The following is a 14,270-nucleotide window of genomic DNA, read 5'->3' as shown; positions in this document are numbered from 1 at the left end:
GGAGGATTTATCATGAGATTACTCAAAAAAGCATTAGCAGTAGGCCTTGCGTCAGCAATGGTATTTTCCATGGCAGGCTGTGGAGCAGGTTCTAAGGGAACAACGGCTGCCCCAGAGGCTACTACGGCAGCAGAGACCAAGAAGGAGGACACAAGCGCAGAGACCACCGCAGAAGCAGTAAAAGATGCTGTTGGCGGAGATGTAGCGGATAAGAAAGTCGGTATCTCAATTTACAAATTTGACGATAACTTTATGACACTTTACCGTACAGAGCTTCAGCGCTATCTGACAGAGGACTTAGGCTTTAAGAAGGAAAATGTTGTAATCCAGGATGGTAAGGGTGATCAGGCTGAACAGACCAACCAGATCCAGAACTTCATTACCCAGAAATATGATGTATTGATTTTAAACCTTGTTCAGGCTTCTTCTGCTCCGGAAATCACAGATATGTGTAAGGCTGCAGGAATCCCGGTTGTTTTCATTAACCGTGAGCCAGATACCCAGGAAGAGCAGAGATGGAAAGATGACAAGATTAATGCTACTTATGTAGGCTGTGACGCAAGACAGTCCGGTACCTATCAGGGAGAAGAAATTTTTGAAACTTCCAACAAGGGCGATATTAACGGCGATGGCGTTGTTTCTTATATCATGATCCAGGGTGACCCGGAGAACGTTGATGCTCAGTACAGAACAGAATTCTCTGTTAAGGCTCTTACTGATTCCGGTATGCAGGTAAAAGAACTGTTAAAGCAGCGTGGTGACTGGGATCAGGCAAAAGCTCAGCAGATCGCTCAGGATGCTTTAACACAGTATGGTGATCAGATTGAAGTAATCTTCTGCAACAACGATGCTATGGCACTTGGTGCTCTTCAGGCAATCGAAGCAGCAGGACGTACCGTAAACAAAGACATCTATTTAGTAGGTGTTGATGCTCTGACAGAGGCTGTTCAGAACGTTATCGACGGCAAGCAGACAGGTACCGTATTCAATGACCACTTCTCACAGGCTCGTACAGCAGGCGATATGGCTGTTAAGTTTATCAAGGGTGAATCAGTTGATAATGTAAATATGGTAGATTATATCAAAGTTACTAAGGATAATGCTCAGGAAATTCTTGACAAATTAAAATAATTTCCAGCAGCCGGTATAAAACGGGTGTGTCGGTAAGGCACACCCGATTTTTAAAGGTATCTGAAGAACACATGGGCAATTAATAGGAGAGGAGAAACGGGATGGCAGAGGAATATAGACTGGAAATGATAGGGGTCAGCAAATCCTTCCCTGGCGTTAAAGCGCTTGATAAAATCAACTTAAAAGTACGTCCCGGTACCGTTCATGCCTTAATGGGTGAGAACGGAGCAGGTAAATCGACCCTTATGAAATGCCTTTTCGGCATTTATAAAATGGATGAAGGAAAGGTTCTTATTGACGGGAAGGATGTGAGCATCGCAAATCCCGATGATGCCCTTCACAAAGGGCTTGCCATGGTGCATCAGGAGCTGCAGCCGGTTCCGGCGCGTTCCATTGCGGAAAATATGTACCTTGGAAGATATCCCTTAATGAAAATAGGTCCTATAAAGATGGTTGACCATAAGACCATGTACCAGGAAGCGGAAAAGTGGTTAAAGGATGTAAAAATGAGTTTTAATCCCAAGGCAAAACTTGGGACACTATCAATCGGACAAATGCAGTCAGTGGAAATTGCAAAGGCAGTGAGCCAAAATGCAAAACTGGTAATTTTGGATGAACCGACCTCATCGCTGACTGATAATGAAGTGGAAGCGCTGTTCCGCATTATCAGGGAATTGAAATCCCGCGGTGTTTCTATGATATATATCAGCCATAAGATGGCAGAGATCCGGCAGATTGCCGATGACATTACAATTATGCGTGACGGGACGTACGTAGGCTCCTGGGAGGTAAAGGATATTTCGGATGACGAAATCGTAAAGCAGATGGTCGGCCGGGAATTAAGCAACGTCTATCCGCCCAAGGAAGATTACAGGAAAGAGGAGACTGTCTTAAAAGTAAGCAATTTAAGCAGCATCCACGCACGCTCTTTCCAGGACTGTTCTTTTGAATTAAAGAGAGGAGAGATTCTGGGATTTGGAGGCCTGGTGGGCGCCCAAAGAACAGAAATGATGGAAGCAATCTTTGGAATGCGTCACATTGCCAGGGGAGAGATTGAAATTCTTGGTAAAAAGGTGACGGTCAAACGTCCTCAGGATGCCATCAACGATTCCGTAGGAATGATCACAGAGGACAGACGGGGGACCGGTATTATAGGATGCTTAAGCATTGCGGATAATACGGCCATTGCTTCTTACCGGAATTACACCAAAGCAGGGACCATTAACAGCAAAAAGGTGGGGCAGGTAGTAAAGGAGAGCATCGCAAAACTGAGCATCAAAACGCCCAATGACAGGACCCTGATACAATCTCTGTCAGGTGGAAACCAGCAAAAGGTGATTATCGCCAGATGGCTGGCTAATAACCCGGATATTCTGATCATGGATGAACCCACCAGAGGAATTGATGTTGGTGCAAAATATGAGATTTACCAGATCATGATAGAGCTGGTAAAGCAGGGAAAATCGATTATCATGATTTCTTCCGAAATGCCGGAACTGATCGGCATGTCAAACCGGATTATTGTTATGTGCAACGGCCATATTACCGGAGAGCTGGAAGATGATGAGGCAACTCAGGAGAAAATTATGGCATTTGCCACTAAATTTGATTTAAACGATAGAGTAACAGAAAATTTCACACAGGAGGTTAAATCATGACATCGAAGAAGGCTAACGCTAAAGATTTACCTATGCAGACAAAAACAGTTAATATAAAGGATTTTCTTATTAATAATGGAATCATCGTCGTTCTCATCATGCTGGCGATCTTCACTGCAATTAAGCAGCCGTCCTTTGGTTCCTTTGATAACTTAAAAAACATTGCTTTAAACGTAGCACCCCGTTTTATCATTGCCTGCGGCGTGTCCGGGTGTCTGATTACCAGAGGTACGGACCTTTCTGCCGGACGTATGGTAGGTCTATCCGCCTGCCTTGCAGGTACCTTGCTTCAAAAGCCCGGGTACAGCGGAAAGTTTTTCCCCAATCTTCCTGATTTCGGAATCTGGTGGGTATTCGTCGTGCTGTTAATCTGTATCGCAGTCTGCGCGATTTTCGGTCTGATCAATGGTATGGTCGTTTCTTTTCTTCAGGTTCCGGCCTTTATCGGAACACTGGGTATGCAGCTGATTATTTACGGTGTCTGCCTTGTTTATACCAATGCAACTCCTATCGGCGGTTACCGCGCTGCTTATACAGAGGTGGCAAAGGGCAGGCTTTTAGGATTCATTCCCTACCTGTTCTTAATTGCCCTTGCAATCGGGCTTGTGATCTGGTTTGTTTATAACAAAACGCCTCACGGCAAGTATATGTACGCCATCGGCGGAAATGAGCAGGCAGCGGAAGTTTCCGGCGTTAATACGAAGAAAACAAAAATCATTATTTATGTAACAGCAGCAGCGCTTTATGCATTGGGAGGTTTCCTTGTTGGCGCAAAGTCCGGCGGTTCCTCTGTTAATATGGGAATGGGCTGGGAGCTGGAAGCCATTGCGGCATGTACCATCGGAGGCGTATCCGTTAACGGCGGTATTGGTAAGGTATCCGGTGTACTGATCGGAGTACTGGTATTTGAAATTTTGAAGACCTGCCTGCAGTATCTGGGTGTTGACACCAACTACCAGTACATTGCACAGGGAATCGTTATTGTAGTTGCGATAGCTCTGGATATCAGAAAGTATATTGCAAAGAAATAATGACAAGGCGAGCCGTAAGAGTCTGTAAAAAGGAGTATCCTTTTGGACTCCTGCGGCTCGCCTTGTCCATAAGATACTATGGAAGCTGGCTCAGCCTGCTGTTTTGATATTCTCCAGAAAATGTTACATCTTCTCCAAACCAGGAAGGAGGGGTGAAGCTTTCCGCTTCTTCTCTTTCGGGAAATTCCACTTCAGCCAATATAAGTCCTTTAAAACGTCCTTCAAAGACATCCAGTTCTATGGTCAGATGATCGGAACCTTCCAGGGGAATCAGATAACGCCTTTTCGTAAGGATATGGCCGTCTGCTTTTTTGATCAGGTGCTCATAGGACTCTGGTGTTAATGGGAGATTGTATTCCTCCCGTTCCAAAAGCCCCTTTGATTTGTAGGTAAGGTAAAAGGTTTCATCCTCCCTGCGGATGCGGACAACAGGTTCTGTTGATAAATATCCCTGCTCTATAAAGTGATAAGGGTATGCGGTGTAATCGGCCGGCAGCTGGGATATGAGATATTTGCGTTCTATTTCCATGAAAAACTCCTCCTTCAATAATTTGTATATAATACCTGGACAAGTTTTCATATTATACCACATGGAACCAAAAAGTAGAAGGTGGTGGTAAGGCGGAAATAAATATTTTTCAACTGCCCTGTTTGCGGATCAAGCGGATATGATGACATATCCGCTTGATTCCTTGGTATACAAAAAAGAGAAAACGTGGTAATATGGGGAAAACAGTAAAAATCAGGAGATTAAGGACATGAAACGGTTAAGTAAACGGATTTTTGTGTTTTTTCTGATCGTTTGGGCTGCTTTCCTGCTTTATGGCTGCGCTCCTCGGGAGCAGGAAAAGAATATAAGAGAAAGTTCAGCGTCAGAAGCAGGCACGGAAGAAGTCCGTGAGGAGACAGGCCCTAAAATCGGGATAAGCATATACCGCTATGACGATACATTCATGAAGCTGTATCGTTCGGAACTAAAGCAATATCTGGAAGAAACCTACCATGCGGAGGTGATCATGCGCAATGCCGGAGGTGATCAGGAAGAGCAGAACCGGCAGATCGGCCAGTTTATTTCGGACGGGTGTGACGGGATCATTGTAAATCCAGTCGAGGTGTCTGCTGCAACCGGGCTTGTTAATGCCTGCAGCCAGGCAGGGGTTCCTTTGGTATTCATTAACCGGGAACCAAAAGAGGAGGAGCAGAAGCGGTGGCATGAGAACCACATGGCAGTATCGTGCGTTGGAACGGATTCCAGGCAGGCAGGGACCTATCAGGGAGAGATTATACTGGAACTGCCTGATAAGGGGGATATAAACGGCGATGGGGTAGTGTCTTACGCTATGCTCATGGGAGAAGAAGGCAATGAGGACAGCCGTTACCGGACGGAATATTCCATAAAAGCCCTGGAAGAAGGGGGAATGAAGACGGATAAACTTTTTTCCGGCAATGGAGACTGGAATAAGGACAAAGGGAAAAAGCTTGCCCAGGAGGTACTGGCTTCCTATGGCAGCAGAATTGAGGTGATCTTCTGCAACAATGATTCCATGGCAAACGGTGCTTTGGAAGCTGTGGAAGAAGCGGGCCGTGTGCCAGGAAAGGATATTTATCTTGTAGGGGTAGACGCCCTTCAGGATACGGTAAAATATATTAAAGAGGGAAAAATAGCCGGGACTGTTTTAAATGATCATCAGGGACAATCCCAAACAGCTGCCGATACTTTGACAAAATTGATTGACGGGGAAGATGTGGACACAAGGTATCTGGTGGATTATATCAAGGTCACTGCAATCAGTACCTTTCATACGTTAAAAGGAGAGGATTAAAATGGGAAAAGTATTTGCGTTTTTAGCTGACGGATCAGAAGAAGTGGAGTTATTGGCTGTTGTGGATATTTTAAAAAGGGGTGGCCAGGAGGTGACCCTTGTTTCCGTTACTGGAAAAAAAGATGTGGTAAGTGCCCATCAGATAAAAATCCAGGCAGATTTTGAATTTTCAGAGGTTGACTGTAAAAATGCAGATGTTCTTTTTCTCCCCGGAGGAATGCCAGGGACCAGGAATTTAGGAGCACATACGGGGCTGTTAAATTCTTTAAAGGAAGCCCATGGTGAGAATAGGAGAATAGCGGCAATCTGTGCGGCACCAAGCATTTTAGGAAGGCTCGGCATCCTGGAAGGGAGAAAAGCAACCTGCTTTCCAGGATTTGAACCGGAGCTTAAGGGAGCCTTGTATACAAAACAGGGAGTTGTTACGGATGGAAATATAACGACAGCCAGAGGTCTTGGCTATGCCCTGGATATGGGAATTGAACTTCTGGGTCTTCTGACGGATGAGAATCATGCCCGCCAGGTAAAAGAGGCCATCCAATACGATCATATTTCCGTGTAATGGGGAAGGTGAGCGTATGAAAAAGAGATGGGTATTACCGGTTCTGGCGGTTGTTTTCATTAGCCTTCTTACCGGATGTGAAAAGAAGGATCCATACGGATTGTCGGAAAAGGATCCGGTCACCATTACCATCTGGCATTATTACAATGGCGTTCAGAAGGAGGAATTTGACCGCCTGGTGCAGGAGTTCAATGAAAACGAAGGAAGAGGGAAAGGGATCATCGTCAAGGCGTTTAATAAGGGAAGCATTGATGAATTAAGCACCCTGGTCAATGAAAGCATAGAAAAAAAGATTGGCTCAGAACCTCTGCCCGACGTATTTTCCGCTTACGTGGATAAGGTTTACGAAGTGGATCAGATGGGATTGGCGGCAGATTTAAGCGGCTATTTGACTTCGGACGAAATATCGGAATATGTGGATGCCTATATGGAAGAAGGCAAGTTTGACAGCACCGGGGCGATCAAGGTATTTCCAATCGCCAAGTCTACTGAGATTCTTACGGTGAACAAGACGGACTGGGACAAGTTTGCGGAGGCAACGGGAGAGACAGAGGAGGCTCTTTCCACCTGGGAAGGGATTACCCGGGTGGCGGAATCCTATTATAAATGGACGGACAGCTTAACGGAAGCACCGGATGATGGAAAAGCTTTTTTTGGAAGGGATGCCTTTGCTAATTATATGATCATCGGCAGCCTTCAGCTTGGTCATGAAATTTTTAAGGTAGAGGATGGAAAAACTGTTCTGGATTTTGATAAGCAGGCTATGATGAAGCTGTGGGACAATTATTACATCCCCTATGTAAACGGGTATTTTGGCTCCTACGGGAAATTCAGGAGCGATGATGTAAAGACAGGACAACTGGCTGCCTTTGTGGGGGCTACCAGCGGAATCGCTTACTTTCCGACTTCAGTGACACTTGAGGATGGGACCAATTATTCCATAGAAAGCAAGCTTTACCCTCTTCCTAATTTCCAGGGAAACGTTCCGTGCGCCGTTCAGCAGGGAGCCGGCATGATGGTGTTTAAATCTGAGGAAAAAAGGGAGTATGCGGCTGCGCTTTTCCTAAAATGGTTTACAAGCGTGGAGCAAAACATGGAATTTGCCATTGGCTCCGGTTATCTTCCTGTAAAGAAGGCTGCCGGAAATCAGGAAATGTTAAAGCCCTTCCTGGCGGAAGCCGGAGAGAACAGCGGGGTATCGCAGAACCTTTTGATTGGCCTTGACACTGCGAATCAATACAGGCTCTACACTTCTAAGCCATTTAAAGGCGGCGACCGTGCCAGGAGCGTGCTGAATTCCACAATGATTTTAAAAGCAAAGGAAGATTACGAAGAGATATGTGCCCTTATGGCGCAGGGAGAGAAACGGGAAAATGCAGTTGCAAATTTTGTAACAGAGGAAAATTTTGATAACTGGTACAAGGATACAATGGAGCAGTTGGAAGCGATTGTTGGAGAGTGATTTATGATGAACAAGAGAAATGAATCCATTCGCACCCAGCTGTTGGGACCATTGCTCATCCTATTGGTGCTGCAGGCTGTGGTCATTGCTGGGCTGGTACTGTTTGGCGGAGTTTCCATTAAATTAAAAAATAATGAGATCCATATATTAAGTGAGAATACGGAAAGCACAAAGCTGGGCCTGGAAAAGGAAACCATTCACCACTGGATCGTTATGTTCAATAATTCCGACTTCATAACTGACGGAATCCAGCAAGTGCTGGACAGTGAGAAACGCCGTCCAAAGGATATCTCTGCGGATTATGCCCTAAACAGGAAAATCGTTGAAAAGGTTATGGAAAAGTCCATAGAAATGCTCCATTTAAGCCAAGCAACAGGGGTCTTTATGGTCTTAAACGGCCCTGCGGCCAAAAACAGTCCGGTTGAAATGAAGGCGGGCTTTTATGTGCGCAATTCCAATTCAGGAGGATATTTAAAGGATAATTCGTCCCTTCTTATGGAAAGAGGATTGCCTTCCATAGCGGAAAAATATGACATCCCACTGGATTCCTTCTGGGAGCTTGGCTTTCAGGAAGATGAGGATAACAAAGGCTTTTCTTTTTATAAAAAGCCATATCTTATGGCAGTTCAGAATCAGGCGGCCCATGACGATGCCATGAAATTTGCTTATTTAAGTCCTCCCTTTCGCTTAAGCCCCAGAGATATGCAGGTGGTAACCTACTCCATCCCAATCATCCTTGATGATGGGACCGTTGTGGGAGTATGCGGGCTGGAAATAAATTTAAACCAGCTTGAGCAGATTCTGGGAGAGGACCAGACAAACGGCAGCTTTGAAGAGTGCTGGCTTTTGGGCATCCGGAACAAGGGGACAAAGACTATTGTTCCTGTAGCGTATTCAGGATATCTGTATAACCAGTATTTTAACGATAGCCAGCGAATCAGTTATGAAGATAATGAGGAAGAAAACATCAGTGAACTGACGTCCTCGGAAGGAACCAGGTGGTATGCCAGCATAAGAAGCCTTGATGTCTATGGAAACAACGGACCCTTTGAGGCGGAAGAGTGGGTATTGGCCGGTATCGCGCGCCAGAAGGATCTGCTGTCCTTTTATAATGCAATCCGGCGTATGCTTCTCGGTTCCATGGCAGTTCCTCTTGTATTCAGCCTGTTAGGGGCGTTTGTCATAGGAAAGATCATGACGGAGCCTATCCGCAGGCTGGTCATGGAGCTAAGAGAGAAATCAGGAAGCAGGGGGCTTTCCCTTAATAGAGTACATATCAGAGAAATCGATGAGCTGACAGAAACCATTGAACAATTAAACCGGGATGTGGAAAGAGCGTCGTCAAAAATTTCAAGCATCCTGGAACATGCCAATGTTCTTATCGGCGTATTTGAATACGAAGAGGAGGCTGACCGTGTGTTCTGCAGCCGGTCTTTGTTTGAGATGCTGGGCTGGGGGCACATGGAAGAACCCTACTGCTACATAAAGACGGTAAAATTTAAGAAATACATGGAGAAGACCTTTACCGGGATTAAGATAAAGGGGGAACGTATCCTGCAGTGTCTGGAAGGCCCTCAGGGAACACGCTGGGTGGAGTTTATTCTGGACGGATCAAAAAAGGGGACGATACTTGGTGTGTGTTCGGATGTGACTGCTGATGTAGAGGAAAAGGAAAAGCTGGAGCGGGAGAGAAATTATGACCTGCTGACGGATATTTACAACCGGAGGGCATTCCGGGAGCAGGTTGTGGCTGCCATGAAGAGGCAGAAAGGGAAGGTCTCCGCACTGGTCATGTGGGATCTGGATAATTTGAAATATATTAACGACACCTACGGGCATGACGAGGGAGACCGGTATATTGTCCTTTTTGCCGGCTGTTTAAAGATGTTTTCAGAAAGGGGAGGAATAGTAGCAAGATATTCAGGAGATGAATTTGTTACCTTTCTGGAAGCAGATGAAAAAGATGAGATCAGAAAGAGAATCCAGGAATTCATGAAGCATATTCAAAAATTCTCACTGAATACGGTAGGGGGATACCAGTTTCCCATCCGTGTATCAGGAGGGCTTTCCTGGTTTCCGGATGATGCGGAAGACTTTGATACCCTGTTTAATCATGCGGATTTTGCCATGTATATGGTGAAGCACAGTGTAAAAGGGATTGTTAAGGAGTTTGACTTTAACGAATATACCCATAATTCCTATATGCTTGCCGGCAGCGAGGAATTTAACCGGATGCTGGACAAAAAAGAGGTTCGTTTTGCGTTTCAGCCTATTGCAACAAGGCAGGGAAAGATCTACGGCTATGAGCTGCTGATGCGTCCGGACTTTGCGAATATGAAGGGGATCAGTGAGGTCTTAAATCTGGCAAGAGCTCAGGCAAAACTTCCCCAGATGGAGGCTCTCACCTGGTTTTCAGGCCTTAAGGCTGTTATGACGCAGGCTATGGCCGGTCAGCTGGGTTCTGATGAAAAGCTGTTCATCAATTCCATTGCCAGCGTATGCTTAACAGAAGCAGAGCTGGAAGAACTGGAAGAAAACTATGGAGAGCTGCTCCACAGGATTGTCATTGAATTGACAGAAGGAGAACCGGCAAGCCATGATTTCATGCACCGCAAGATCGATATGGCGAGACAGTGGAAGGGCCAGGTCGCTGTTGATGATTTCGGAACAGGATATAACAGCGAAGCGATACTCCTGCGCATGAGGCCGGATATCATTAAGGTGGACACTAATCTGGTAAAACGGATCCACGAAGACCCAAACCGTCAGATCATTTTAAAGAGCCTTCTGGATTTTGCAAATCAAAACAATATAACTGTCCTGGCAGAGGGAGTAGAAATTCCGGAAGAGCTGGAATTTCTCATGAATTGCGGGGTTTCCCTGTTCCAGGGATATTATATTGCAAGACCTCAGATGGAGATCAGACCCCTTGACCCCTACATCGTGAAGAGAATGCAGGAGTTTTCAGGAAAAACCTGATTTAATCGTAAATAATACTGGAATTTACGGGACGAGTATGGTATAATGCTAAATTGAAGTGTAACGCCCTGTTGATTTGGCGGTTCACATATATTTCAAGGAGGAACCCTTTAATGAGTTTACAAGTAGAAAAATTAGAAAAGAACATGGCAAAATTAACGGTAGAAGTGTCGGCGGAGGAGTTTGACAAAGCTCTTACCGCAGCTTACAATAAGAATAAGGGCAGATTCAACATCCCTGGTTTCAGAAAAGGGAAAGCTCCTCAGGCCATGGTTGAAAAGATGTATGGAGCAGGCATTTTATATGAAGATGCAGTAAATGAGGCTCTTGACGCAACCTATGGCGATGCAGCGGAAGAAAGCGGACTGGACATTGTTTCCAGACCTGAAATTGACATTGTACAGGTAGAAAAAGGAAAGACCTTAATCTATACTGCAACTGTTGCAGTTAAGCCGGAAGTGACTCTTGGCGAGTATAAGGGAATTGAAGTGACCAAGTCAATTGCTGAAGTGACCGAGGAAGATATTGATGCTGAATTAAAGAAAGTTCAGGAACAGAATTCCAGACTGATCACCGTAGAGGACAGAGCCGTAGAGAATGGCGACCAGACGGTTATCGATTTTGAAGGCTTTGTAGACGGAAAGACATTTGAAGGCGGAAAGGGTGAGGATTATCCTCTTACCATTGGTTCCCACTCCTTCATTGATACCTTTGAAGAGCAGCTGGTCGGCAAGAACATTGGCGAAGAGTGTGATGTCAACGTAGCTTTCCCAAATGAGTATCATGCAACCGAACTGGCAGGAAAGCCTGCTTTATTTAAGGTGACCGTAAAGGAAATCAAGACAAAAGAACTTCCTGAGTTAAACGACGAGTTTGCAAGTGAAGTTTCTGAGTTTGAAACATTGGAAGAGTACAAGAACAACATCAGGGAAAATGTTGCTTCAAGGAAAGAGAAAGAAGCGGCAACAGAGAACGAAGACCGTGTGGTAGAGAAAGTTGTTGAAAATGCCACCATGGAGATTCCTGAGCCGATGATCGACAGCCAGGTGAACAACATGGTCAATGACTATGCAAGAAGAATGCAGAGCCAGGGACTGTCTCTTGACCAGTATATGAAATTTACAGGCATGACCCTTCAGTCCTTAAAAGAGCAGATGAAGCCGCAGGCTCTTAAGAGAATCCAGACAAGACTGGTACTTGAAGCAGTTGTGAAAGCAGAGAACATTACTGCTTCTGACGAAACGGTTGAGAAAGAAATTGCAAGCATGGCAGAAGCTTACAAGATGGAGGTCTCTCTGGTGAAAGAATCTCTTGGAGAGAACGGCATCCAGCAGATGAAGGAAGATCTGGCAGTTCAGGAAGCAGTAGATTTTCTTGTTGCAGAAGCAAAATTAGTTTAAGAAGAATTCTCTGAATAGATTCCTGGCATTTTTGTCCGGAGTCTATTCGGCTTTGATAAGAGATGCCCTGCGGGTATCCCTTTACGCCCTGTAAATTGGGCGGACCCTGCCCGGATAGTATGGGCAAATGAAAGAATGAACAGACAGGAGGAAGACAGATGAGTTTAGTACCTTATGTCATTGAATCAACCAGTAAGGGCGAACGTTCTTACGATATTTATTCCAGACTTCTCAAGGAGAGGATCATTTTCCTTGGGGAAGAGGTATCCGATGTATCAGCAAGCCTTGTTGTGGCCCAGCTGTTATTTTTAGAGGCAGAAGATCCCAATAAGGACATCAACCTCTATATAAACAGCCCCGGCGGTTCTGTTACCGCAGGCATGGCGATTTATGATACCATGAACTATATTAAATGTGATGTTTCTACTGTTTGTATGGGCATGGCAGCCAGCATGGGAGCATTTTTGCTGGCCGGCGGAGCAAAGGGAAAACGGTTCGCTCTTCCAAATGCAGAGGTTATGATTCATCAGCCATCCGGCGGAGCAAAAGGCCAGGCAACTGAGATCCGGATCGTAGCTGAGAATATACTGAAGATAAAGAAGCGTTTAAATGATATCCTGTCCGCAAACACTGGCCAGCCTTATGAGGTGATTGAACGTGATACGGAGCGTGACAATTACATGAATGCAGAAGAGGCGAAAGCATATGGCCTGATTGATGATATCATCTACAGCCATGACCGATAAGCCTTTGGGCCCAGGCAGCCAGGACGATTTATAGGTAACACCCTGCGGGTATCCCTTAATGCCCGGAAAGCAGGGCAATGTATTAGGAAAGAATGAGGTGTGTATATGCCGGTCAGAACAGACGACAAGATCCGATGCTCTTTTTGCGGGAAAACCCAGGACCAGGTAAAGAAACTCATTGCCGGTTCCAATAATGTCTACATCTGTGACGAATGCATTGATTTGTGCGCAGAGATATTAGAGGAAGAATTTGACAGCCATGAGGAGGAAGGACCTGATTTTGGCGATATCAACCTGATGAAGCCAAAGGAAATAAAGGCATTTTTAGACGATTATGTCATTGGTCAGGACAACGCAAAAAAGGTATTGTCTGTAGCAGTCTATAACCACTACAAAAGAATCACTTCCAGAAAAAAAATGGATGTGGATGTGCAAAAGAGCAATATTCTGATGTTAGGTCCTACCGGTTCCGGTAAAACCTATCTTGCGCAGACGTTGGCAAAGGTCTTAAATGTTCCGTTTGCAATTGCAGATGCCACCGCCCTGACAGAAGCCGGTTATGTGGGCGAGGATGTTGAGAACATCCTTTTAAAGCTCATCCAGGCGGCTGACTATGACATCAGCAAGGCAGAATATGGTATCATATATATTGACGAGATTGATAAAATAACAAAAAAGTCGGAAAATGTGTCCATTACCAGGGATGTTTCCGGTGAAGGCGTACAGCAGGCTCTTTTAAAGATCCTGGAAGGTTCGGTTGCAAGCGTTCCCCCTCAGGGAGGAAGAAAGCATCCCCACCAGGAGCTTTTGCAGATCAACACGACCAACATTCTGTTCATCTGCGGCGGCGCCTTTGATGGATTGGAAAAAATCATTGAACGCCGGTTAAGTGCTGGTTCCATCGGCTTTAATGCGGAAATCGTTGATAAGAACAAGACGGATATTGATGATCTTCTGAAAAAGACCCTTCCTCAGGATCTGGTAAAATTCGGTTTAATACCGGAGTTTATCGGCCGGGTGCCGATTACCGTATCCCTGGAGCTTTTGGATCGGGAAGCGCTTGTGAAGATTTTGACAGAACCGAAGAATGCCCTGGTCAAACAGTATCAAAAGCTGTTTGAACTGGATGATGTTAAGCTTGAGCTGACCAGAGAAGCGGTTGAGCGGATCGCGGAGCTGGCAGTGGAGAGAAAAACAGGCGCCAGAGGATTGCGTTCCATTATGGAAAGCGTAATGACGGATATGATGTACGAGATACCATCCGACAGCAGCATTGGAATCTGCACGATTACCAGGGATGTTGTAGATAAAAAGGGTGAGCCGGAGTTGATTTATCGGGACACGGCAGTCCCCAGAAAATCACTGGCTCAGAAGCTAAGAAAAGATAAGACAGGCGAGATCGCATAGGTCCCTGCATGAGTCGGGAAGGTGTTACAGCGAGAAAATCTGCTGGAACACCTTTTTGAATGCAAAGGAGA

11 protein-coding genes are annotated in these 14,270 nt (G+C 45.4%); 10 read left to right on the top strand and 1 reads right to left on the bottom strand.

Translation table 11 applies throughout. The features are described from left to right. Positions 1–12: 12 nt before the first annotated feature. The 3 genes from AC27IJ_RS03865 (at position 13) to AC27IJ_RS03855 (ending at position 3,820) form a co-directional block, all read left to right on the top strand. Complete coding sequence (locus AC27IJ_RS03865; RefSeq protein WP_312503395.1) at positions 13–1,131, top strand: galactose ABC transporter substrate-binding protein; 1,119 nt, start codon at positions 13–15, stop codon at positions 1,129–1,131. Positions 1,132–1,232: 101 nt separating this feature from the next. Next, positions 1,233–2,789, top strand: coding sequence for a sugar ABC transporter ATP-binding protein (locus AC27IJ_RS03860; protein ID WP_312448118.1), 1,557 nt, complete (start codon positions 1,233–1,235; stop codon positions 2,787–2,789). A gap of 32 nt (positions 2,790–2,821) precedes the next feature. Further along, a complete protein-coding gene (locus tag AC27IJ_RS03855) occupies positions 2,822–3,820 on the top strand; it encodes a galactose/methyl galactoside ABC transporter permease MglC (RefSeq protein ID WP_312448141.1) in 999 nt (332 codons plus the stop codon). Positions 3,821–3,896: 76 nt separating this feature from the next. On the opposite strand, the gene AC27IJ_RS03850 is transcribed toward AC27IJ_RS03855, so the two are convergent. After that, positions 3,897–4,349 carry a CYTH domain-containing protein gene (locus AC27IJ_RS03850; protein ID WP_312448117.1) on the bottom strand — a complete coding sequence of 151 codons (453 nt, stop codon included), beginning with the start codon at positions 4,347–4,349 and terminating at the stop codon, positions 3,897–3,899. 229 nt (positions 4,350–4,578) lie between these two features. Here AC27IJ_RS03850 and AC27IJ_RS03845 point away from each other — a divergent pair, with 229 nt between their 5' ends. The 7 genes from AC27IJ_RS03845 to clpX all read left to right on the top strand — a co-directional run bounded on the left by AC27IJ_RS03845 (position 4,579) and on the right by clpX (position 14,199). Further along, a complete protein-coding gene (locus AC27IJ_RS03845) occupies positions 4,579–5,643 on the top strand; it encodes a galactose ABC transporter substrate-binding protein (protein WP_312448115.1) in 1,065 nt (354 codons plus the stop codon). Position 5,644: 1 nt separating this feature from the next. Beyond that, positions 5,645–6,205 (top strand): DJ-1 family glyoxalase III, encoded by a 561-nt coding sequence (locus AC27IJ_RS03840; RefSeq protein WP_312448113.1) that lies wholly within the window; start codon positions 5,645–5,647, stop codon positions 6,203–6,205. 16 nt (positions 6,206–6,221) lie between these two features. Beyond that, on the top strand, positions 6,222–7,667 hold the full coding sequence (locus tag AC27IJ_RS03835; protein WP_312503391.1) for an extracellular solute-binding protein: 1,446 nt from the start codon (positions 6,222–6,224) through the stop codon (positions 7,665–7,667). Positions 7,668–7,670: 3 nt separating this feature from the next. Beyond that, the gene (locus tag AC27IJ_RS03830) at positions 7,671–10,646 is read left to right on the top strand and encodes a bifunctional diguanylate cyclase/phosphodiesterase (protein ID WP_312503390.1); all 2,976 of its coding nucleotides are present in this window, start codon (positions 7,671–7,673) and stop codon (positions 10,644–10,646) included. A 113-nt stretch (positions 10,647–10,759) separates the two neighbouring features. Further along, the gene (gene tig / locus AC27IJ_RS03825; RefSeq protein ID WP_487147550.1) at positions 10,760–12,046 is read left to right on the top strand and encodes a trigger factor; all 1,287 of its coding nucleotides are present in this window, start codon (positions 10,760–10,762) and stop codon (positions 12,044–12,046) included. A gap of 158 nt (positions 12,047–12,204) precedes the next feature. After that, the gene (clpP, locus tag AC27IJ_RS03820) at positions 12,205–12,792 is read left to right on the top strand and encodes an ATP-dependent Clp endopeptidase proteolytic subunit ClpP (protein WP_312448105.1); all 588 of its coding nucleotides are present in this window, start codon (positions 12,205–12,207) and stop codon (positions 12,790–12,792) included. A gap of 105 nt (positions 12,793–12,897) precedes the next feature. Further along, entirely contained in the window at positions 12,898–14,199 is a 1,302-nt protein-coding gene (clpX, locus tag AC27IJ_RS03815; RefSeq protein WP_312448102.1) for an ATP-dependent Clp protease ATP-binding subunit ClpX, read from the top strand. Positions 14,200–14,270: the final 71 nt, after the last annotated feature.

It is taken from the genome of Lacrimispora sp. YZC11 (assembly GCF_057543815.1).
Note: the sequence above shows the minus strand (reverse complement) of the source record. Positions and strands in the feature narration are given on the sequence as shown.

Excerpts from the sequence above, each read along its gene's own strand:
- AC27IJ_RS03865 (WP_312503395.1), top strand. The coding sequence starts at position 13 with ATGAGATTACTCAAAAAAGCATTAGCAGTAGGCCTTGCGTCAGCAATG.
- AC27IJ_RS03860 (WP_312448118.1), top strand. The coding sequence starts at position 1,233 with ATGGCAGAGGAATATAGACTGGAAATGATAGGGGTCAGCAAATCCTTC.
- AC27IJ_RS03855 (WP_312448141.1), top strand. The coding sequence starts at position 2,822 with ATGCAGACAAAAACAGTTAATATAAAGGATTTTCTTATTAATAATGGA.
- AC27IJ_RS03850 (WP_312448117.1), bottom strand. The coding sequence starts at position 4,349 with ATGGAAATAGAACGCAAATATCTCATATCCCAGCTGCCGGCCGATTAC.
- AC27IJ_RS03845 (WP_312448115.1), top strand. The coding sequence starts at position 4,579 with ATGAAACGGTTAAGTAAACGGATTTTTGTGTTTTTTCTGATCGTTTGG.
- AC27IJ_RS03840 (WP_312448113.1), top strand. The coding sequence starts at position 5,645 with ATGGGAAAAGTATTTGCGTTTTTAGCTGACGGATCAGAAGAAGTGGAG.
- AC27IJ_RS03835 (WP_312503391.1), top strand. The coding sequence starts at position 6,222 with ATGAAAAAGAGATGGGTATTACCGGTTCTGGCGGTTGTTTTCATTAGC.
- AC27IJ_RS03830 (WP_312503390.1), top strand. The coding sequence starts at position 7,671 with ATGATGAACAAGAGAAATGAATCCATTCGCACCCAGCTGTTGGGACCA.
- tig (WP_487147550.1), top strand. The coding sequence starts at position 10,760 with ATGAGTTTACAAGTAGAAAAATTAGAAAAGAACATGGCAAAATTAACG.
- clpP (WP_312448105.1), top strand. The coding sequence starts at position 12,205 with ATGAGTTTAGTACCTTATGTCATTGAATCAACCAGTAAGGGCGAACGT.
- clpX (WP_312448102.1), top strand. The coding sequence starts at position 12,898 with ATGCCGGTCAGAACAGACGACAAGATCCGATGCTCTTTTTGCGGGAAA.